Source organism: Rhizobium sp. YTUHZ044, from assembly GCF_051123975.1.
Classification (GTDB): domain Bacteria; phylum Pseudomonadota; class Alphaproteobacteria; order Rhizobiales; family Rhizobiaceae; genus Rhizobium.
Map to the genome: position 1 here is coordinate 2,317,619 of NZ_CP101426.1, position 19,865 is coordinate 2,337,483.

Annotated in this window: 18 protein-coding genes and 1 riboswitch; of the genes, 8 read left to right on the top strand and 10 right to left on the bottom strand. The window is 62.5% G+C overall.

Annotated features, from left to right (window positions below):
- The first annotated feature begins 36 nt into the window (after nucleotides 1-36).
- Complete coding sequence (locus tag NL154_RS11565) at nucleotides 37-480, top strand: DUF805 domain-containing protein (RefSeq protein WP_210630976.1); 444 nt, start codon at nucleotides 37-39, stop codon at nucleotides 478-480.
- Nucleotides 481-594: 114 nt separating this feature from the next.
- Here NL154_RS11565 and NL154_RS11570 read toward each other — a convergent pair whose 3' ends face one another.
- Nucleotides 595-1,545, bottom strand: a complete 951-nt coding sequence (locus tag NL154_RS11570; protein WP_221153523.1) for a nucleoside hydrolase — start codon at nucleotides 1,543-1,545, stop codon at nucleotides 595-597.
- A gap of 70 nt (nucleotides 1,546-1,615) precedes the next feature.
- On the bottom strand, nucleotides 1,616-2,035 hold the full coding sequence (locus NL154_RS11575; protein ID WP_210630974.1) for a cobalamin biosynthesis protein: 420 nt from the start codon (nucleotides 2,033-2,035) through the stop codon (nucleotides 1,616-1,618).
- A 99-nt stretch (nucleotides 2,036-2,134) separates the two neighbouring features.
- Here NL154_RS11575 and NL154_RS11580 point away from each other — a divergent pair, with 99 nt between their 5' ends.
- The 3 genes from NL154_RS11580 to NL154_RS11590 all read left to right on the top strand — a co-directional run bounded on the left by NL154_RS11580 (nucleotide 2,135) and on the right by NL154_RS11590 (nucleotide 4,179).
- A complete protein-coding gene (locus tag NL154_RS11580) occupies nucleotides 2,135-2,920 on the top strand; it encodes a TSUP family transporter (protein WP_221153522.1) in 786 nt (261 codons plus the stop codon).
- Between the two features lie 99 nt (nucleotides 2,921-3,019).
- Entirely contained in the window at nucleotides 3,020-3,385 is a 366-nt protein-coding gene (locus NL154_RS11585) for a nuclear transport factor 2 family protein (RefSeq protein WP_247241727.1), read from the top strand.
- Nucleotides 3,385-4,179: a helix-turn-helix domain-containing protein gene (locus tag NL154_RS11590; RefSeq protein WP_434734076.1), complete on the top strand. Its 795-nt coding sequence runs from the start codon at nucleotides 3,385-3,387 to the stop codon at nucleotides 4,177-4,179. Before NL154_RS11585 ends, NL154_RS11590 begins: the two co-directional genes overlap by 1 nt.
- 5 nt (nucleotides 4,180-4,184) lie before the next feature.
- Here NL154_RS11590 and cobO read toward each other — a convergent pair whose 3' ends face one another.
- The 4 genes from cobO to cobU are packed head-to-tail and all read right to left on the bottom strand — an operon-like array spanning nucleotide 4,185 to nucleotide 10,567.
- Nucleotides 4,185-4,820, bottom strand: coding sequence for a cob(I)yrinic acid a,c-diamide adenosyltransferase (gene cobO, locus NL154_RS11595; protein WP_210630970.1), 636 nt, complete (start codon nucleotides 4,818-4,820; stop codon nucleotides 4,185-4,187).
- Nucleotides 4,820-8,980 carry a cobaltochelatase subunit CobN gene (cobN, locus tag NL154_RS11600; protein WP_434734077.1) on the bottom strand — a complete coding sequence of 1,387 codons (4,161 nt, stop codon included), beginning with the start codon at nucleotides 8,978-8,980 and terminating at the stop codon, nucleotides 4,820-4,822. The genes cobO and cobN overlap by 1 nt, the downstream gene beginning before the upstream one ends.
- A gap of 3 nt (nucleotides 8,981-8,983) precedes the next feature.
- Entirely contained in the window at nucleotides 8,984-10,039 is a 1,056-nt protein-coding gene (cobW, locus tag NL154_RS11605) for a cobalamin biosynthesis protein CobW (RefSeq protein WP_221153519.1), read from the bottom strand.
- Nucleotides 10,040-10,045: 6 nt separating this feature from the next.
- The gene (cobU, locus tag NL154_RS11610) at nucleotides 10,046-10,567 is read right to left on the bottom strand and encodes a bifunctional adenosylcobinamide kinase/adenosylcobinamide-phosphate guanylyltransferase (RefSeq protein WP_221145282.1); all 522 of its coding nucleotides are present in this window, start codon (nucleotides 10,565-10,567) and stop codon (nucleotides 10,046-10,048) included.
- Nucleotides 10,568-11,147: 580 nt separating this feature from the next.
- Nucleotides 11,148-11,296: riboswitch (cobalamin riboswitch) on the bottom strand.
- 226 nt (nucleotides 11,297-11,522) lie between these two features.
- On the opposite strand from cobU, the gene NL154_RS11615 reads away from it, so the two are divergent.
- Nucleotides 11,523-13,313, top strand: coding sequence for a chloride channel protein (locus tag NL154_RS11615; protein ID WP_221145284.1), 1,791 nt, complete (start codon nucleotides 11,523-11,525; stop codon nucleotides 13,311-13,313).
- Between the two features lie 6 nt (nucleotides 13,314-13,319).
- Here NL154_RS11615 and NL154_RS11620 read toward each other — a convergent pair whose 3' ends face one another.
- On the bottom strand, nucleotides 13,320-14,498 hold the full coding sequence (locus NL154_RS11620) for an adenylate/guanylate cyclase domain-containing protein (RefSeq protein WP_434734078.1): 1,179 nt from the start codon (nucleotides 14,496-14,498) through the stop codon (nucleotides 13,320-13,322).
- A gap of 266 nt (nucleotides 14,499-14,764) precedes the next feature.
- The gene (locus NL154_RS11625; RefSeq protein WP_434734079.1) at nucleotides 14,765-16,219 is read right to left on the bottom strand and encodes a cobyric acid synthase; all 1,455 of its coding nucleotides are present in this window, start codon (nucleotides 16,217-16,219) and stop codon (nucleotides 14,765-14,767) included.
- Nucleotides 16,220-16,864: 645 nt separating this feature from the next.
- Between NL154_RS11625 and NL154_RS11630 the strand changes: the two genes are divergently transcribed.
- Complete coding sequence (locus NL154_RS11630; protein WP_210630964.1) at nucleotides 16,865-17,863, top strand: glycine betaine ABC transporter substrate-binding protein; 999 nt, start codon at nucleotides 16,865-16,867, stop codon at nucleotides 17,861-17,863.
- A gap of 32 nt (nucleotides 17,864-17,895) precedes the next feature.
- Entirely contained in the window at nucleotides 17,896-18,243 is a 348-nt protein-coding gene (locus tag NL154_RS11635; protein ID WP_210630963.1) for a hypothetical protein, read from the top strand.
- Nucleotides 18,244-18,288: 45 nt separating this feature from the next.
- Here NL154_RS11635 and NL154_RS11640 read toward each other — a convergent pair whose 3' ends face one another.
- Both NL154_RS11640 and NL154_RS11645 read right to left on the bottom strand, forming a co-directional pair.
- Complete coding sequence (locus tag NL154_RS11640; RefSeq protein WP_011425752.1) at nucleotides 18,289-18,444, bottom strand: entericidin A/B family lipoprotein; 156 nt, start codon at nucleotides 18,442-18,444, stop codon at nucleotides 18,289-18,291.
- A 99-nt stretch (nucleotides 18,445-18,543) separates the two neighbouring features.
- Nucleotides 18,544-19,443 carry a LysR family transcriptional regulator gene (locus NL154_RS11645; RefSeq protein WP_210630962.1) on the bottom strand — a complete coding sequence of 300 codons (900 nt, stop codon included), beginning with the start codon at nucleotides 19,441-19,443 and terminating at the stop codon, nucleotides 18,544-18,546.
- A 114-nt stretch (nucleotides 19,444-19,557) separates the two neighbouring features.
- Between NL154_RS11645 and NL154_RS11650 the strand changes: the two genes are divergently transcribed.
- Nucleotides 19,558-19,770, top strand: a complete 213-nt coding sequence (locus NL154_RS11650) for a hypothetical protein (protein WP_210630961.1) — start codon at nucleotides 19,558-19,560, stop codon at nucleotides 19,768-19,770.
- Nucleotides 19,771-19,865: the final 95 nt, after the last annotated feature.

Below are 19,865 nucleotides of genomic sequence, written 5' to 3' on the forward strand. Positions count from 1 at the left end.
TGCAACCGTCTAACTATGAGCGCGAGTAAGGGGACAATGCTCAGAATATTCTCGTTACGGGGCAGGCTTGGTCGTCTTCGCTATTTCCTGTTCAACGTGGCAGTCATTGCTGTCGCCGCGGCCGTGGTATTCGCTCTCACTCACTTACTGACGCTGGTCGGAACTCGGGAAGCGATTTCAAGGGTTAAGGAGTTAATCGCCCTAACCTATGCGCTGGCGCTCATCACCTGCCTTTGCCTAATGGTGATGCGACTGCATGATTTCGATCAGAGCGGCTGGTGGACCGCTTCAGTCTTCATGCTTCACCTGCTCTACGGCTATTACGAAGCAGTTGGCTCCCTGACGGCAGTAATTCTCATGAGCATCTTTCTGCTGGCGGTCCATCTTGCAATCATCCTAACTCCTGGCTCGAAGGACCCCAACAGGTTTGGCGAAGTGCCCGGCTCCGCCGGCGCCCGCTTAGGTTTGCTCGGCGGATAATGGCCCGCCGCGAGAGGTTGCGGAGATCCGGGCGTATCGCTGTGGCCTGTGCCGAGGATGACGCCAGGCGACGCCTGCTGTGGTGAAATACATTCCAATCGGCGTTGAAGACACTCAGCCGCGAAGCAGCGTATCGCGGATCAGCGTCAGGACCTTTTCCGACTCGATCCCTGTGGTGACGATCTGGCTCGGCCGATCATCCCAATCGCCGGGCGGGAACCGGCGATTGTCCGGCTTGACGATCGTCTGGCCGTCGGCAATGCCGCCGCAGACGACGCGCACCGCACCTGAGATGGACGAGAACAGCTCCGGCGCCACGACGTAGACTGCGGCGCAGCTGTCATGCACCATCATGCCGTCCTCGACCGCATGCTTGTAGAAGTCGATGTAGGATTGCGAGAGTGCGTCGAGCAGTTTCACGGCACCATCTCCCTCGGCCGCCATCCTGCCGAGATAACTGCGACTCATGGTGGTGATCGAGGTGACGTCAAGGCCGATGACTGCGACCTTCCAGGGCGCGGTCATGACGATGTCGGCGGCCTCGGGATCGCCATGAATATTGGCCTCGGCGACCGGCGAGACATTGCCGGGCACATAGAAATTGCCACCCATGATGACGACGTCCTTGACCAGGGTCGCAATCTCCGGGTCTTCCTTCAACGCCCGCGCCAGATTGGTCATTCGCCCGACCGCGACCAGGCGCACCTCGCCGGGATGGGCACGCACGGTGTCGATGATGAAGCGGTGCGCCGGGCGCGGATCGAGCGGCAGGTCGATCGACGCTGGCACCTCGATATCGCCGAGGCCGTTGTCGCCATGCACCATGGAAGGCCACTCCCGCTCCGCGCGCGAGGCATCGATGGTGACGCTGGCGCCTTTGGCGACGGGTGCAGGAATATTCCATTCACGCTTGAGGAAGAGCGCATTGCGCGTCGTCGTCTCGACCGAGGCATTGCCGAACACGGTGGTGATGCCGATCAGGTCGATTTCGGGATGCCGATGCAGGAAGAGAAGCGCCATGGCGTCGTCAACGCCCGGGTCAGTGTCATAAATGACCTTGTGCATGATTTTTCCTCTAGATGTGAATCGCGAGGCTGCCGGGTGGCGCCGCGAATTGCCGCCACCATAGCGACCATCAGGCTTTCTGCAACCCGCCACGGGCAACTGCCGCCGTTGCATGCGCCGATTTGATTTTGCCAAGCATCAGTTCGGCATTATCACCGGTCGCCGCAAGCGCTGCCGATTCCGCCACCCCATGGCAGCCGACCCGAGCAAAGACGACGGCCGACGGATTTTTGAGCCGCGGCGTTTCCCGCTCCAGCCGCGGCGCGTCGAAGAATACGGCCGGCACGCCAAAATGCCTGGCGACCGCGAGGATAGCCGCCTCCTTACGGCGGCTGTCGATAGAAGCAATAGCGGCGAGTTCCTCCGCACCGATACCGGCCGCCGCCAGGGCCGCAACGGCCAGCGCCTGCACCTCGGCGACCGGCGTCCCGCGCTCGCAGCCGAGCCCGAGCACATGGCGCCTTGTCGCATCGAAAGAAATGTCGCTCATGGAGGCAGCCGAATGTACCCCTGCTGTGTCCTTGCAGCCATTGCAGCTTGGAGGGGGAAATGCAACAAGACCCGTGAAAGATCCTTCTGGAATAGCATCTTGCCTGACATCGCCCTTGATCTGCTTCTGCTGCTCTGCGCGGCCGCCTTCTTCGCCGGTTTCGTCGATGCCATTGCCGGCGGCGGCGGTCTGATTACGGTTCCTGCCATGCTGATCGCCGGCATCCCGCCGCTGCAGACGCTCGGAACCAACAAGGTGCAATCGATCTTCGGCGCCGCTTCCGCGACGCTCGCCTACGCCCGCAAGGGCCATGTGGAGCTTTCCGAACAGCTGCCGATGGCGCTGATGTCCGTCATGGGCGGGGCACTCGGCGCCGCTCTTGCGACGATCGTACCAGGACAGGTGCTTCAAGCGATCATGCCTGTGCTGCTGCTGGCAATCGCGATCTTCTTTGCTGTCAAACCGAATCTCAACGACCTCGACAAACACCGTCTCATCACGCCCTTCGCCTTCGGCCTGACGCTGGTGCCGGCCATCGGCTTCTACGACGGCGTCTTCGGCCCCGGCACCGGCTCCTTCTTCATGCTCGCCTTCGTCACCCTCGCCGGCTTCGGCGTGCTTAAGGCCACCGCGCACACCAAACTTCTGAATTTCGGCTCGAACCTCGGTGCGCTGATCGTCTTCGCAAGCTTCGGCGCAATCCTCTGGAAGATCGGCCTGTTGATGGGCGTCTGCCAGTTCCTCGGCGCACAATTGGGCTCACGGCTCGCCATGCGCATCGGCGCAAAGCTCATCAAGCCGCTGCTCGTCATCGTCTGCGTCGCCCTTGCGGTGAAGCTGCTCGCCGATCCGGCAAATCCGCTGCGTGTCTGGCTTGGCATCTGAGCCAGCGCCCATTACCTCAGGCGTAATTGATAGGGTGCGCCACCTTCCCGCATGATCGCGCTGCCTGGAACTGACGGGCGATCAAAAGGAGATGACCTGATGAACGACGCAAAGACCAAAGCCGAGCGCTACCTCGCCGTCTGGAACGAGACGGATGGCGCTCGCCGCCGCGCTCTCATCGCCGAGAGCTGGGCGGAAGCGGCCACCTATGTCGATCCGCTGATGCGCGGCGAAGGTCACGAGCAGATCAATGCGCTGGTCGAGGCCGTGCAAAGCCGTTTCCCCGGCTTCCGCTTCGAACTGATCGGCGCGGCCGACGGCTATGGCGACAACCTGCGCTTTTCCTGGAGGCTCGGGCCCGAAAACGGCGAAGCGCTGATCAAGGGCACGGATTTCGCCGAACTCGACGGCGGCAAGCTGAAATCCGTGCGCGGCTTCATCGACCAACTGCCGGCAGCCACCTGATGACGCCGGCCGCCCGCTCCCTCGGAGATCACCTGCGCGAGTGGCGCCAGCGCCGCCGCATGAGCCAACTCGACCTGGCGCTGGAGGCGGAGATCTCGCAGCGGCATCTGAGCTTCATCGAGAGCGGGCGCGCGACACCGAGCCGCGAGATGCTGCTGCATCTTGCCGAACGCCTCGGCGTGCCCCTGCGCGACCGCAACCCGCTGCTGCTGGCGGCGGGTTTCGCCCCAATCTTTGCCGAACGCAAGCTTGATGATCCTGCCCTTGAGGCGGCGCGACGCGCCGTCGACATGGTGCTGAAAGGGCACGAGCCCTTCCCGGCACTGGCGGTCGACCGCCACTGGACCCTGGTCGCCGCCAACGCTGCGATCGCTCCCTTGCTGTCAGGCGTTGCCGATCAGTCGCTGCTCGAGCCGCCCGTCAACGTGCTGCGCCTCAGCCTGCATCCGCAGGGGTTGGCGCCGCATATCGTCAATCACGGTGAGTGGCGCGGCCACCTCCTCGACAGGCTGCGTCAGCAGATATCGGCCTCAGGTGATCCTGTTCTGGAAAAGCTGTTGAAGGAGCTCCGGTCCTATCCGGCGTCGGACCGGCCCGGCGAAAACCACGCCGACTATGCCGGTATCGCCGTTCCCCTCCGGCTTGCGAACAAAGCGGGCTTGCTGTCGCTGATCTCGACAACGACGGTCTTCGGCACGCCTGTCGATATCACCCTGTCGGAGCTCGCGGTCGAATCCTTCTTTCCGGCGGATGAGGAAACGGCCGCCATCCTGCGCAGCCTGGCACTCAACTGAGTGGCTCAGAACTCCACGCCGGGCTGGCCCTTGATGCCCGACCGGAACGGATGTTTGACGAGTTCCATCTCGGTGACCAGATCGGCGATCTCGATCAGTTCTTCCTTGGCGTTGCGCCCCGTCAGCACGACATGGGTCATAGGGGGCTTCTCGCTCTTCAGGAAGGCGACGACCTCGTTGATGTCGAGATAGTCGTAGCGCAGCGCGATGTTGATCTCGTCGAGCAGCACCATGGAATTGCGCTCATCGCGGATCAGTTCCTTGGCCTTTTCCCAGGCCGCCGAGGCGGCGGCGATGTCGCGGGCCCGGTCCTGCGTTTCCCAGGTGAAGCCCTCGCCCATCGTGTGGAACTGGCAGAGATCGGAAAAATGCTTCTCGATCAGGTCGCGCTCGCCGGTCCACATCGCTCCCTTGATGAACTGCACGACGGCTGACGGCTTGCTGTGGGCGATGTGGCGGAAGATCATCCCGAAGGCGGCTGACGACTTACCCTTGCCCTTGCCGGTATGGACGATGATCAGGCCCTTGCCGTCCGTCTTGGTCGCCATGATCTTGTCGCGCGCAGCCTTCTTCTTCGCCATCCTCTCGGCGTGGCGGGCATCGTCCTTGGTCGATTCGTTTTCTGGGATCTCGTCACTCATCAGTGCACCTCATTCAGTTTCGTAGCAGCCAGGTCGAACCGGGCCGAATTGCTGCGCGGCGTCCAGAGCCCGCGATCGATTGCCTCGCGCAGCCGCTCCTTCATCTCGTCGAATGCCGCCGGGTTTTTCTCGATCATGAAACCGCGCAGGTCCGGATCGGCGACGAAGGCCTGATAGACCGCCTCGAAATGATGCGCGCCGACCGCGCCCGTCGTCGCAGCGAAGGCGAAGAGATAATCGACGGTGGCGGCGATCTCGGCGGCTCCCTTGTAACCATGGCGCATGACGCCCGATATCCATTTCGGATTGACCACGCGCCCGCGCACGACGCGGCCGATTTCCTCCTCGAGCGAGCGGATCAAAGGTCGTTCGGGCCTGGAATGATCGTTATGATAGATCGCTGGACGTGTACCGGCGAACTGCTCGGCCGCAGCCGCCATGCCGCCCTCGAACTGGTAATAGTCATCACTATCGAGCAGGTCATGCTCGCGATTGTCCTGGTTCTGAATGACGGCCTGCACCGAGCGCAGCCTCTCCTCGAACAGGCCGCGTTCGGCCCTGCCCTCCTCGCCGGCGCCATAGGCATAACTTCCCCAGACGAGATAGGCTTCGGCAAGATCGGCACGCCGCTCCCAGCCCTTTTCATCGATCAGTGCCTGCAGTCCCGCGCCGTAGGCGCCGGGTTTAGAGCCGAAGACGCGGTAACCCGCCCGCTTCACCGCCGCCTTCTCATCGAGCCCGGCAGCGGCCAACCGAGCCGCCTCGCCGCGCATGCGCCCGGCAATCGGGTTGTCGGCAGCATCCTCATCCAGTGCCCCGACGGCGCGGATCGCCTTGTCGAACAGGGCGATCTGCTCGGGAAAGGCGTCGCGGAAGAAGCCGGAAATCCGGAGCGTCACATCAACGCGCGGCCGCCCGAGCACTGCTTGCGATATGATCTCATAGCCGGTGACGCGGCGCGAACTCATGTCCCAGAGCGGCTTGACACCGATCAGCGCCAAAGCTTGGGCGATATCGTCACCACCCGTGCGCATGTTCGACGTGCCCCAGGCCGTCAGCCCGAAGGAGACCGGCCACTCGCCATGATCCTGAACATAGCGGCGCACCAGCAGTTCCGCGGATTTTCTGCCGAGCTCGTAGGCGGCCGGCGTTGGCACGGCGCGGCTGTCGACGGAGTAAAAATTCCGCCCCGTCGGCAGAACATCCGGCCGCCCGCGCGTCGGCGCGCCGGAGGGGCCCGGGGCGACGAACCGGCCGTCGAGGCCGCGCAGAAGGCCGGAGATCTCCGCCGGGCCGCAGGCGAGAATGGAAGGCTTGAGCCGGGATTCGATCTCGTCGAGCACCGTTCTGGTTTGGGACCAGAGGGTTGGGCACCCCATTTCACCGGAAACGAGCTTGGCGGCGAGCAGTTCGATGCGCTCGACGGTGTCGCCGTTGCTGCGCCAGGGGGCGTCGAGGACATCTGCGAGAATAGCCGGACGCGGGCCCGTCCAAAGAGTCGCCATGTCGCAGTCGAGTGGGTCAAAAGGACGCTGAAGCGCGCGACTCACCTTCTCCCCGGCGGTGAGAAGGTGGGCCGAAGGGTCAGATGAGGGGGCCACAGACTCTGCCTCGCTTGCGCTCAGCCGCCCGCTCCTGCCGTCGCTCGCCCCCTCATCTGTCCTGGCGGACATCCTCTCCGCGCTGGGGAGAAGGGGGAAACTCAACCTAGCATCCGCAGCAATCGCCCGCTGCAAACTCGCATCACAGCCCTCTCCCAGCCCGCGCGGGACCCGCGCCAACGCCACGGTCAAGTCCGTCAGCAGCCGCCCCTCCGGCGACACGCCGAACACATGCAGCCCGTCACGGATCTGCATCTCCTTGAGATCGCAGAGATAGGCATCAAGCTTCTTCAGCGCCTCACTTTCGCTCTCGCCTTTCGCAATCCCCGCATCCCGATCCAGCCCGATATCGGTGACGAGATCGAGGATCTGGCGGCTGAGCAGCCGGATGCGGCGGGGATCGCCACCCGAAGCTTCGTAATATTCATCGACCAGCGCCTCCAGATCCTTGAGCGGTCCATAGCTTTCGGCCCGCGTCAACGGCGGCGTCAGGTGGTCGATGATGACGGCGGCGGTGCGGCGCTTCGCCTGCGTGCCCTCGCCGGGATCGTTGACGATAAAGGGATAAAGGTGCGGCAGCGGCCCGAGGATCGCTTCCGGGTAACATGTCTCAGACAGCGCCAGCGCCTTGCCCGGCAGCCATTCGAGATTGCCATGCTTTCCCATGTGGATGACGGCGTCGGCGCCAAATTCGCGCCGCAGGAAAGCATAGAAGGCAATATAGCCATGCGGCGGCACGAGATCCGGCGAATGATAGCTCTCCTTCGGATCGATATTGTAGCCGCGCGCCGGCTGGATGCCGACCAGGACGCCGCCGAAGCGGGCGAAAGGCAGGGCGAAGACGCCGTCGCGAAAATAGGGGTCGTTCTCTGGCTCGCCCCAGCGCGCCCTCACCTCATCCTGAATCTTTTTGGGAAGAGATTCCAGGAAGTTTTTGTAGCGACTGAGCGAAAGAGCCTCGCGGATGACCCGGCCGTCATGCCGGGAATTGGTCGGCCCCTCCATCAGATGCCAGATCAGCGCGTCGCCATCGGCCGGAACATCGGCGACCGGGTAACCCGCACCCGCCATCGCCCGAAGCACCTCGATGCTGCCGGCCGGCGTGTCGAGTCCGACGCCGTTGCCGAGTCGGCCGTCGCGGTTCGGATAATTCGCCATGATGAGGGCGATGCGCCTCCTATTGGCGGGCGTCCGGCGCAGCCGCACCCAACTGGCGGCGAGCTCCGCCGTATAGCGGAGCCGGCCGGCGTCGGGCAGGCTTGCGACGATGTTCGCCTCGACAGCCGCGTCGTAACGCGCCGCCGTCTTGAAGGACACCGCCCGCGCCAACACCCGCCCGTCGACTTCGGGCAGCGCCACATTCATGCCGAGGTCGCGCGCCGACAGACCCTGCGACGAGGTCACCCAAGCCTCCCGCGACGAAGCCGACAGGATTGCCTGCAGTACGACTGCGCCATCCGTCTCCAGCACAGTCGGTTGCCGGTCCGCGCCCGGCGCGGAGACCGCAAAGCCCGTTGTGTTGATGACGACATCCGGTTTCAACGCCGAAAACACGCTCTCGAGAATGCCTGTCGAAACGGGATCCTTTAGGCTGTAGGCAAAGACCGGCAGCGGCCGCAGGCCAAGTGCGGCCAGGGCCTCGACCAGCGCCTCGACCGGCCCGGTCTCGCCGCTCTGGACGAGGGCACGGTAGAAGCTGATGGCGACGATGGGGGACGTGGGTTCGAATTCCAGCTCTTCTGTCGAGCTTGGTGTACCCCCCTCTGTCCTGCCGGACATCTCCCCCACAAGGGGGGAGATCGGGGATGCGAGGCTTCGCTCCATCTCTTCAGCCGAAAGTGCGGCATTCTCACGCAATTTTTTTGTTGGAAGTCCGAGCGACTTGCTGATCTCCCCCCTTGTGGGGGAGATGTCCGGCAAGACAGAGGGGGGTGCCCCACGCTTGACGGACGACGTTGGCGCGACATGCGAACCGACGACCCGCCGCCACTCTTCGACCCCGATCGCCCCTCGCCCCGGCCACCAGATCCCCGCCTTCATCAAAGGCACTGCCAGCGCCGGCTTCTCCGCGCCCGATAGCATCGCCGAGGCATAAGCAAGGAAGCTCCGCGTATTGGCGTCGCCGCCCTCGATCAGATAGACCCAGAGCGCGTTGAGATCGTCGAGGTCAACATTGGAGAAAGGAACCAGCCCCGCATCTGGCTTGGCATCGCCAGGCAATACTGCAATCAGTGCGCCGTTGCGGGCGGCAACGGCGTGCAGCGCCTCCAGCGCATAATGGAAATAGCTGGCGCCGCCGAGCGCACGCACGACGATCAGCTTGGCGTGCCGGGCCGTTCGCTCGACATAGGTATCGACTGACATCGGATGCTTGAGGCTCATCAGATTCGCGAGCCTCAGCGAATGCGGCATTCCCTCGCACCCGCGATAGGCGGTAGCGACCGCGGCAAGTTCGGTGTCGGCAGCCGAAAGGAACAGCATATCGCCCGGCGACTGGCCGAGGTCGATTGCCTCTTCGCCGTCGCTGATCGTTCCCTGCTGGGCCAGAAGCAGATGCATCGATTATCCTTGAACGAGCGCTTCAATCGCCTTGCGCACCGCGCCCTGGTTCATTTCGTGCAAGCCGATGACGACGAGGCGCGTGCGGCGCGCCTCGCCCGCTGCCCAGGCGCGGTCGAAATACTGGTCGATGCGGCTGCCGACGGCCTGCAGCTGCAGGCGCATGGGCTTGCCCGAGACGTCGATGAAGCCCTTGAGGCGCAGCACATCATGCTCGGCGATGATGCCCTTCAGCTTCTCGACAAAGCCTGTCGGATCGGAAACAGCGCCGAGTTCGACAACGAAGCTGTCGAACTCGTCGTGGTCGTGTGGCGCCCCATCCTCGTGCTCCAGCTCGTGATGGGATTTGCGGTTGGCGATATCGTCTTCCGCGCCGATGCCGAGGCCGAGCAACACGCCTGCCGGCACCTCGCCATTCCTGGCCTCGATCATGACCGGCTTGCGGGCGATGCGGGAGGCGACTTCGTTCTTCACGCGGCCCAGGCCATCCCCATCGATCAGGTCGGTCTTGTTGAGGACGATGAGATCGGCGCATGTGAGCTGGTCTTCGAACAGCTCCTCGATCGGGCTCTCATGATCGAGCGAGTCGTCCTCGACGCGCGCCGCCTCGACAGCAGCATGGTCATCGGCGAAACGGCCGGCGGCAACGGCCGCACTGTCGACAACCGTAATGACGCCGTCGACGGTCACCTGGGTGCGGATATCAGGCCAGTTGAAGGCGGAGACCAGCGGCTGCGGCAGGGCGAGGCCGGAGGTTTCGATGACGATATGGTCAGGCCGCTGTTCGCGCTCCAGGAGCTTCGTCATCGTTGGAATGAAATCGTCGGCGACGGTGCAGCAGATGCAGCCATTGGTGAGCTCGATAATGTCGTCCTCGCTGCAATTCTCCGCGCCGCAGCCCTTCAGCACCTCGCCATCGACACCGAGATCGCCGAATTCGTTGATGATAAGCGCAATCTTTTTGCCGCCGGCATTGGTGAGCAGGTTGCGGATCATCGTCGTCTTGCCGGCGCCAAGGAAGCCGGTGATGACGGTTGCGGGGATTTTCTGCTGGATCATGGAACTTCAACCCTTCATTTTCAGCGGCAGACCGGCCGCGATGAAATAGACTTCGTCGGCCTGCGCCGCGATTATTTGGTGCAGCCGTCCGGCATGATCGCGAAAATCGCGCGCCATCCGATTGTCAGGCACGATGCCGAGGCCAACCTCGTTGGAAACGAAGACCAGCCGCGCCTTGGCGCCAGGCAGGAAATCAGCGAGCGCGGCAAATTCCACAGCCATCTCGCGCTCCGCCATCATCAGGTTGGTCACCCAGAGAGTCAGGCAATCGACAAGCACAATGCGCCCCTCGCCGTCGATCGCGGCAAGCACGCCGAGAAGATCGAGCGGCTCCTCATGCGTCGTCCAGGAAGGGCCGCGATCGGCCTTGTGCTGGGCAATACGCGTCTGCATCTCCTCGTCCCAGGCACGGCCGGTGGCGAGGTAGTGGCGCTCGTCGCCGCTTGCCATAACGAGATTTTCGGCAAAACGGGATTTGCCGGAACGGGCGCCGCCGAGGATGAGGGTGTGGGAGGGGGCAGCCGTCATGCCCAGACAGTCCTATGACCGGATGCGGTACCCCGCCCCACCTCATTCCTGTGCTTGTCATAGGAATCCAGCCACGGCGCGTCGGCGCCGTGAATAATTCTATGCTGCCGTGAAGGGATTCTCCTGTGCCCAAGGACTTGGGCCCGCTGGATTCCTGTGACAAGCACAGGAATGAGGGAGGAAAGGAAACTCCTTCCCAGCGGCCCCGTGCCGGACGGCGGCGGCATCTGCAAGTGACCTTCCAAGCGCACCACCAGAGGCGGCGCTGAATTCAATCGTTCAGCCAAAACAACCTCCGTGCTGGCAGCGGGTCTCTTGCCCAGGGTTGGGCTTTTCGCCCGGCACGGAAGGCAGGTCTCCTGGCTCGCGGTTATCGGCGGCGATCGGGGCGAACCGGAAGTCCGGTCGCCCCTGATCGTGCCAGCGGATCTGCCTCGCCTTCCCGGCTGCCTCGGTGAAAAGGTGGACGATTCGTAGAGATAGAGGCGTCCGACCCCGGTTGATCACCATGCATTTCCAGTGGCTTTTCCGGCATGCCGCCCATCCCGCCCGCCTGCACGATTGCAGCCCGCCGGCCGAAAGGGTTCGATGCCGGATGGAAGACCCTGACCGCTCTACAGTCGCGGGGTCGGCTGTGATGAAGGCGCCCGATGTGGGTCCGCCCCGTCACATTCCCTTTTCATCCGGAAGGCGAAATGCCGATCCGGAACCATCCGTTATCCCTGGGATGGTTAGGCAAGCCGGGGGGTGAAGTCAACCGACCTTCGCAACCGCTCCAGCTCCAGACTGCGCAAAAGATCGGCCAACACCACTGACCCTACCGGAAATATCGTCTATTATCAGCGGCTTACGTCATAAATATTTGACCCGACCGTCGGCTTTTCGCCGCAATTGCGTTGCAAGGCGACTGCACCTCCGCCCTTGACCCGGCCTCTCATCGCCTAGTTGTCTAGCCATGCTTATGAAATTGGATCGGCGCCGCCTGCGCACGCTGCGTGTTTTCTTCGATCCGGGCCGGCTGCGCGCCCTGACGCGCCGCAGCGAAGTTGGCTTGTCGCTGGCAGGCGCCATCGTCGGCATCGCCTCGGGTCTTGCCGTGACCGGCATGAGCTATGTCTCCAACGAGTTGCACCAGCTAGTTTTCGGCATCGCCGACAGCGAAAGGTTGAGCGCGTCGGTCATCGAGGACAAGATGCTGCTGCTTACCGCCCCGGTCATCGGCGGTACCCTGCTCGGCCTGCTGCTTCTGGTCCTCGCCAAACGGCGCAAGAAACCGATGGTCGACCCGATCGAGGCGAATGCGCTGCATGGCGGCCGCCTCTCGTTGACCGACAGCATCATCGTTGCCGTACAGAACCTGATCTCCAACGGCTTCGGCGCCTCCGTCGGTCTGGAGGCCGGCTATACCCAGCTCGCCGCCGGCATTGCCTCCAAATTCGGCCTCAAGCTGCAGCTGCGCCGCTCGGACCTGCGCATACTCGTCGGTTGCGGCGCGGCCGGCGCCATCGCCGCCGCTTTCAACGCGCCGCTGACGGGCGCCTTCTACGCCTTCGAGCTGATCATCGGCACCTACACCATCGTGTCGTTGACCCCGGTCGTCGTCTCCGCCCTCGTTTCAACCCTCATCGCAAGGTTGCTTGCCGAGGGCGATTTCACCATCGATATCGGCAGCTTCGGCTCGGTCGTGCCGGCCGATTATATCCCGGCGCTGCTGCTCGGCGTCTTCTGCGCCGGCGTTGGCATTCTCCTCATGCAGGGCGTGGCCTTCGTCGAGGAGGTGGCGCGCAAAAGCTCGATTGCCCCGCCCTTTCGCCCGGCGCTCGGCGGCATTATCGTCGGGCTTCTGGCGATGATTTCGCCGCAGGTGCTCTCGGCTGGCCACGGCGCGCTGCATCTGAACCTCTCCCGCGACGTGGCAATCCCGGCGCTGATCGGTCTCTTCCTCCTGAAATCCCTTGCCTCGGCGATCTCGATCGGCTCCGGTTTCAGAGGCGGGCTGTTCTTCGCCTCGCTGTTCATGGGCGCCCTGCTCGGCAAGCTCTTTGCTTATTGCGGCCCCTATTTCGCCGATGCGACATTGACGCCGGTCATTTATGCCGTGGTCGGGATGAGTTCCCTGGCGGTCGCCGTCATTGGCGGGCCATTGACGATGACCTTTCTGGCGCTCGAAATCACTGGCGATTTCCCGATCACGGCACTGGTTCTTGCCGCCGTCATCACCTCCTCGCTCGTCGTGCGCTCGACCTTCGGCTACTCCTTCGCCACATGGCGCTTCCACCTGCGCGGCGAAAGCATCCGCAGCGCCCACGACGTTGGCTGGATCCGCAATCTGACGGTGAACAAGCTGATGCGCGCCGACGTGAAGACGGCAAAGGCCGATATCTCGCTGGAAGACTTCAAGAAGGCCTTCCCGATCGGCTCAACCCAACGCGTCATTCTCATAGAGGAGAACGAAAAATATGCTGGCCTCGTGCTCGTGCCCGAGATCTACGCCAATCCGACCGACGCCCAGGACGAGAGCCAGAGGCTTGCCGATTTCGTCCGCTACCGCAATGATTTCCTGCAGCCGCAGATGAATGCAAAGCAGGCGGCGGCGATCTTCGACAGGAGCGAAAGCGAAGCGCTCGCCGTCGTCAACAATCTGATCGAGCGCAAGGTGGTGGGACAGCTCAGCGAAAGCCACACGCTGCGCCGCTACAGCGAAGAACTCGACCGGCGCCGCCGCGAGGTGTCGGGCGAGATTTGAGCGAGCCTAAGAAGCGGCGCGGGCAAGCCTGTAAACGTCGGCTCTCTTCGAAACGCCGCGCAGATCGAAAGCGCCGAGATAGTCGCAGGGCACGGCGCAGGTCGCTGCGAAGCTTTCTGACAGCAGCAGGGGCTGCTCAAGCGTTCCGCACAGTTTTTCAAGCCGCGACGCCTCGTTGACGGCCCTGCCGATCACGGTGAAGTCCAGCCGGCCCTGGGCGCCGACATTTCCGTAAAAAACCTCGCCGAGATGCAAGACGACATCAATACCGATATCGGGGCCACCATCCAGCGTCCGTTCGCGATTGAGCTCCTCGTTTGCCCTCAGCAGGTTCTGCGCCGAAGCCAATGCGGCCTTGCAAGCCCTTTGCGGATCCTCGGCGTCCGTCGGAAAGATTGCCAACACGCTATCGCCCATGAACTTGAGGATCTCGCCGGAATTTTCCTCGACGTGCCGGTCGATCAGTTCGAAGTGCTCGTTGAGAAAGCCGACGATCTCCCCCGGCTGATAGGCCTCGGTCAGCGCCGTGAAGTTGCGGAGGTCGGCAAGCAGGATGGCAGCATCGATGGAGCCGCCCATTCCCCTGCGGGTTTCACCGGCAAGGATGCGCGCGCTCGTTCTGGCGCCGGTATAGACGGCGAGGATATCGGTCGCGGTCTTGGAAACCGCGACACGGTAAGCGGCAAGCCCCAGCGCTGGGAACAGTTCATCGATGACAGCCAGCTGATCATCTGAAAATCCGCCCGGAGAATCGCTCGTCAGAGAGAAACCGAGCCCGCGCAGCGCGACTTCCTTCGGGAACTCGAAAAGATTGACCACATGGTCCGTGCCACCGGCAAGCGCAAATTCGTGGAGCTCGCCATAGTGGAGACCCTCGCCTTTCGCCAGGTTCCATCGCCCCGTCTTCTCACCGCGGTTCAGAAGATAGAATATCGGCGTCTTCTCGAAGTTGCGCTCGGTCTCGCTGCCGTGCTCCGCATTCTCGAGAACAGTCTCACCGCCCCGCATGAAATTGGCCGCGACGCCGCGATACATCGGATGCAGGGACGGCATGCGGATGCTTGCCCGCCAGATCGGAAACCCGTCCGCAATCAGCCGTTCACACAGGCCGGCGACGAGATCACCAATATGCTCGCTGGTGATTCCCTGCTCTATAACCCACTGGATATGATCTTTAATTTCCAAGCCTCCGCGTGAGGATCAACAACCTTTTATTAGCCTGCTTCGCATCGCGATTCTACTCTTGAGCGAATTAAGTAATGCAGCACGACCGAAGATGCGCCTATCCTCTGAGACTCCGACCTCCGGCCAACGTGTTTTCGAGCGGGCCTCTCTCGGCCTTTCTGATTGGCAGCGAAATCCGGTACTCTCAAATGGCCCCTTGCGCGACCTTCTTCAACGCGCCGCACCCTGAGACGCGAAACCGCAGGCGCGGCCTTGATGGGTGGCGGCTAATCAATCAGCCCGGCCAGCCAGTGTGGGTCGAGGCAACGTTGCAATTCCCCGGCGATCTCATCGAGCGCCTGCTCCACGCCTTGACGATAATTCGTCCGCCCGCCCGATAACCCAAAGCTTTCCAGCAGTCGGGTGCGGTAGGCGTCACTGCCGAAGAGCCCGTGCAGGTAGGTGCCCATGATCCGGCCGTCGGCCGAAAGCGCCCCGTCGGGCGCACCGTCGATGATCGCCGAAGGCCTGATACAATCCGGGCCGCCGGTGACGCCGAGATGGATCTGGTAGCCGGCAAGCGGCACGTCATATTCGGTCGAGCGGGCCTGGCTGTTGCGCACGGTCTTCTCCGACGCCATCTCGGTCTCGACGTCGAGCAGCGCCAGCCCCGGCGCCTCGGAGGTTCCGCCCTCGATTCCCAGCGGATCGCGGACCGTGCGTCCGAGCATCTGGTAGCCGCCGCAGATGCCGATCACCCGGCCGCCGCGCCGGACATGCGCCGCAAGATCGCTGTCCCAGCCTTTAATTCTGAGATCGGCGAGGTCCGCTATCGTCGATTTCGAGCCCGGAAGAATGACGAGGCTCGCATCGGCAGGCAGCCGCTCGCCTGAGCGCACGAATACCAACTCGACATCCGCCTCCGCCTTCAGCGGATCGAGATCATCGAAATTGGAAATGCGCGGCAGCATCGGCACGGCAATCTTCAGCGCTCCGGCACCGCCCCTCGCCAGTCGTTCGAGGACGACCGAATCCTCGGCCGGCAGGCGCGCGGCAGCCTGCAGCCACGGCACGACGCCGAAGCAGGGCCAACCGGTGAAACATTCGATGGCGCGGATGCCGTCGTCGAAGAGCGAGACGTCGCCGCGGAACTTGTTGATGAGATAGCCCGCGATCATCGCTCTATCGCCCTCGTCGAGGATCGCCTGCGTACCGACCAGCGAGGCGATGACGCCGCCGCGATCAATATCGCCGACGAGCACGACGGGCACGCCCGCTTTCGTCGCAAAGCCCATATTGGCGATGTCGCCGGCTCTGAGATTGATTTCTGCCGGCGAGCCGGCACCCTCGACGACGACGAGATCGGCGCCGGCAGACACCTTTTCGAAGCTTTCGAGCACGGCGCCGAGCAGTTGCGGCTTCAGCCGCTGATAATCCCGCCCCTTCGCCTGCCCGAACACCCTGCCCTGCACGATGATCTGGCTGCCGCTTTCCGATTGCGGTTTGAGCAGCACCGGGTTCATATGCACCGAAGACGGCGTGCGGGCGGCGAGCGACTGCAGCCATTGCGCCCGGCCGATCTCGCCTCCATCATCGGCGACCGCCGCGTTGTTCGACATATTCTGCGGCTTGAATGGCCGCACGGTGAGCCCGGCATTGGCCGCCAGCCGACAGAGACCCGCCACCAACACCGTCTTGCCGACATCCGAGCCGGTTCCCTGCAGCATGATCGCTCTTGCCATGGCGGCCGCCTTTCCCTAGGGCACCGCGCTTCCGAAAATCGATTCAGATTTTCGGGCCGATGCACTAGCCGGAGGCCTACAATGGCCGCCGATCCCGGGTCAAGACTTCGGATATTCTCGCGAAAGCGCGAAAACCGCGCATGGCCTTGGCTCTGCGCGGTTTGCCGAAAACTCAGGCGTCTTCGCCCCTACACGGCGAAGCTCGCTTTCTCCGGTACGCACTACCTGAACCGGAGAAGCAGCGGTCGTTGCCGCTACATCCCAACTGATAACGGCACATTCTTACCGGAGAGTTATTGAAGGCTTACGCAAATGTTAATTTTGACTTTTTTTGATCTGCACGGCGGAATTTCCGCCGCCACTGCGCCGGCGTTCCCAGACGGCGTCAATTTTCGATCTGGGGAAATATTAGCTGCGAACTATATTCTTCGAATTCAATAATTTAGTTCCGCAACCACGAGCAGAAGACGGTTGATTTCTCCGAGCGAACGCGTAGGCTTCGACAAAATAAGCCATTGCTAAACATGGTCTGCGACGAGTTGCCGGAGCCGGTGGGACGGCGCCCGTGAACGGGAAACGCCTGTTGCGGGATCGCCCCAGGTGAATCCCGGCAGCACGTTGTCTAAGAAGAATTCGGGGAAGACGATGAAGACGCTTTTGATTTCGGCCGTCTTTGCCGCGGCTCTTTTGAGCGCGATCGTGCCGGCCGAAGCCGCCGAATGCGGCAAAGTATCGATCGCCGAGATGAAATGGGCCTCGGCCGGCATTGCCGCAAACTTCGACAAGTTTATCCTGGAAAACGGCTACGGCTGTTCCGTCACCATCGTCGACGGCGACACCCTTCCGACCTTCGCCTCGATGAATGAGAAAGGCACCCCCGATATCGCATCGGAATACTGGATCAACTCCGTCAGGGCTCTGCTCGATCAGGCCGTCAATACCGGCCGGCTGGTGCAGGGCGCCGAGATACTCGCCGATGGCGCGGTCGAGGGTTGGTTTATCCCAAAATTCATTGCCGACGCCAATCCCGATATTCGCTCGGTCGAGGACGCGCTGAAGCACCCCGAGCTCTTTCCTGCCGAGGATGATCCGTCGAAAGGCGCGGTTTACAACTGTCCCGCCGACTGGAGCTGCCAGATATCGACCACCAACCTCTTCAAGGCCCTGGCCGCCGACAAAAAGGGCTTCGAACTTGTCGAGACCGGCAGTCCCCAGCGGCTCGATGCCTCGATCGCCCGGGCTTTCGACAATAAGATCGGCTGGCTCGGTTATTACTGGGCGCCGACCGCCATCCTCGGCAAGTACGACATGACGCGGCTGAGCTTCGGCGTCAGTCACAACAAGGCCGAATGGGATCGCTGCACTGCGGTTGCCGGCTGCATCAGGCCTGAGCTCAATTCCTATCCGGTCTCGCGCGCCTTCACGCTGATGACCAGGTCTTTCGCCAGCCGCGCCGGACCTGTCACGACCTATCTCAAGACCCGCAAATGGGACAATGAGACGATCAACCAGGTGCTCGCCTGGCAGGATGAAAATCGCGAAAGCAATGAGGATGCCGCTATCTATTTCCTGCGCAATTACGAGAACTTGTGGGTGAAATGGGTGCCCGCCGATGTAGCCGAAAAAGTCAAAGCGAGCCTATAACGGCAGATGGCACCTACGATCGGACGATTCGAATGACAGGCAACGTTCCCTTTCCCGACCGCGATACCGTTGCGGAAAAGCTCGCCGCGCTGTCGGAAGCCGATAAATCATATCTGGCTTTGCTCATGGAAAATGCCGCCCAGGACGATAACCTGCTCGACGGCCTGCGGCGCCATCTCGACCTTGCGGCGAAGTCGCATTTCCTGAACTCGCTGAAGCTTGAAAACCTTGGATCATGGCTCGGGACCCAGGCGCCGGATCGCCTGCAGATACGACTGATGGAAACCGCTCGCTCGAGCCAGCATCCCGCCTACCAAGCCTTCCGGACCGGTCTCAGCCGATCCGGCGGCCTCGAAAAGGCATATCCTCCGGTGCCTTGATCCGGCCGCGGATGGCCCGTTCAGCCCGGCAAAGCTGCCGGCCGATTACTTCCTCGCAGCCCTGTCGACCGAGCGACCGGCGTCCTGTGTGGCGTTGACGGCGTTCGCCGTATCTTTCCCCATGCCGCGGATCGTGTTGCCGCAGGAGGAAAGAGCAAGAAGAACCATGAAGGCTGCGGCAATTTTGGCCGTTGTCGTCATTTCGAATATCCTTGTTTGAAATCAACCCCGAACGGCACTCGTGCCATCCGCGCCGATAACGCACAAAGGAACAAAAGGTTCAGCGGGAGAAAGACGTCCTCAGGCGGCGACCGCCTTCGCTCTCTCGGCGAAAGCACTGCGGATGCTGTCGGCCACCGTCTCGATCGGTCCAGACATCTGCGAGGCGGTCAGCAGCCGGATATCGAAGGAGCCGAGCTCCGGCAGCCCTTCCTGCAGCCCGAGGATCGACATGTCCTCGCTGACATAGGAGAGCGGCAGCGGCGCGATGGCGAGATCGGAAAGCACGGCGGCGCGTTGCGCCATCGTGTGGCCGCTGAGATAGGCGACGCGATACGGCCGCTTGTTGCGTTCGAGCTGCGATAGCGCCTCCTGGCGCCAGATGCAGCCGTCCTCCCAAATCGAAATCGGCAGGGGATCGCGCCGATGCGCCGAACCGCACCTTGCGCCGGCCCAGACCAGCCGCTCGCGAAACACCACTTCGCCACCGGTCGGAAACGGCCGCGTCGCGCAGTTGATCAGCGCCAGGTCGAGCCGCTGCTCCTCCATGCGCTTCTTCAGCCCGACGCTCATGTCGATCGTCACGTCGACCATGATGCCGGGATAGCTTTCGGCAAAACTCTTGAGGATCCTCGGCAGCAGCCGCTCGCCGATATCTTCAGGAGCGCCGAGCCTGACGACACCGGTGAGCTCCGGCATGATGAAGCGCGACACCGCCTCGTTCGACAGGGCGAGGATGTTGCGGGCGTAGGAAAGCAGCATCTCGCCGTGGCGTGTCAGCGTCACCGAGCGGGCGTCGCGCAAAAACAGGGTCGCGCCGAGCTGTTCCTCGAGCTTCTTGATCTGCATCGACACTGCTGACGGCGTGCGGAACACCGCTTCGGCGGCAGTGGAAAAATTGCCCGTCTCGGCGATGGCGACGAAGGTACGCAGCACATCGTTGTCAAGCAAAGGAATGGGACGGCGAAAGGGAAGGCTCATCGTCGCATCTTTCAATTTTTCTGATCTTTAACCGCATATCATTTTGTTTGATTGAATGTCAATCGCTCCCCATAGTCAGCGTGTCGCCAACTAGCGCAGCAAAGGAGGCTCGACATGGCGCAATCAAGCACCTGGAATATCCTACAAGCCCTTTCAGCATTCAAGTCGCATCGGCGCAGGGATGCGAACCACGAACATGCGCTGCGGGAGTTGAAGCGATTTCCGTCGCACCTGCTGGCTGATTGCCAGCGTGAAATGGAATTGCCGCCCCTCAACTCGGTCGCTCGACCGAAGCGGGTTCTGAGGATCGTGGAATCGCGTGCATAATGCCGATCTCTGGATGGGATCAGGACATTCAGGTCTTCGGACGACATTGCCGTCGAACTCGGCAACACGGGCCCGGGCCGATGGCCTCACGGCGA

Bases quoted from the DNA above. Each gene is read 5' to 3' on its own strand.
- cobN (WP_434734077.1), bottom strand. From the start codon at position 8,980: ATGCATCTGCTTCTGGCCCAGCAGGGAACGATCAGCGACGGCGAAGAG.
- NL154_RS11625 (WP_434734079.1), bottom strand. From the start codon at position 16,219: ATGGCAAGAGCGATCATGCTGCAGGGAACCGGCTCGGATGTCGGCAAG.
- NL154_RS11640 (WP_011425752.1), bottom strand. From the start codon at position 18,444: ATGACGACAACGGCCAAAATTGCCGCAGCCTTCATGGTTCTTCTTGCT.
- NL154_RS11590 (WP_434734076.1), top strand. From the start codon at position 3,385: ATGACGCCGGCCGCCCGCTCCCTCGGAGATCACCTGCGCGAGTGGCGC.
- NL154_RS11645 (WP_210630962.1), bottom strand. From the start codon at position 19,443: ATGAGCCTTCCCTTTCGCCGTCCCATTCCTTTGCTTGACAACGATGTG.
- NL154_RS11570 (WP_221153523.1), bottom strand. From the start codon at position 1,545: ATGCACAAGGTCATTTATGACACTGACCCGGGCGTTGACGACGCCATG.
- cobO (WP_210630970.1), bottom strand. From the start codon at position 4,820: ATGAGTGACGAGATCCCAGAAAACGAATCGACCAAGGACGATGCCCGC.
- NL154_RS11565 (WP_210630976.1), top strand. From the start codon at position 37: ATGCTCAGAATATTCTCGTTACGGGGCAGGCTTGGTCGTCTTCGCTAT.
- NL154_RS11650 (WP_210630961.1), top strand. From the start codon at position 19,558: ATGGCGCAATCAAGCACCTGGAATATCCTACAAGCCCTTTCAGCATTC.
- cobW (WP_221153519.1), bottom strand. From the start codon at position 10,039: ATGATCCAGCAGAAAATCCCCGCAACCGTCATCACCGGCTTCCTTGGC.
- NL154_RS11615 (WP_221145284.1), top strand. From the start codon at position 11,523: ATGCTTATGAAATTGGATCGGCGCCGCCTGCGCACGCTGCGTGTTTTC.
- cobU (WP_221145282.1), bottom strand. From the start codon at position 10,567: ATGACGGCTGCCCCCTCCCACACCCTCATCCTCGGCGGCGCCCGTTCC.
- NL154_RS11630 (WP_210630964.1), top strand. From the start codon at position 16,865: ATGAAGACGCTTTTGATTTCGGCCGTCTTTGCCGCGGCTCTTTTGAGC.
- NL154_RS11635 (WP_210630963.1), top strand. From the start codon at position 17,896: ATGACAGGCAACGTTCCCTTTCCCGACCGCGATACCGTTGCGGAAAAG.
- NL154_RS11575 (WP_210630974.1), bottom strand. From the start codon at position 2,035: ATGAGCGACATTTCTTTCGATGCGACAAGGCGCCATGTGCTCGGGCTC.
- NL154_RS11585 (WP_247241727.1), top strand. From the start codon at position 3,020: ATGAACGACGCAAAGACCAAAGCCGAGCGCTACCTCGCCGTCTGGAAC.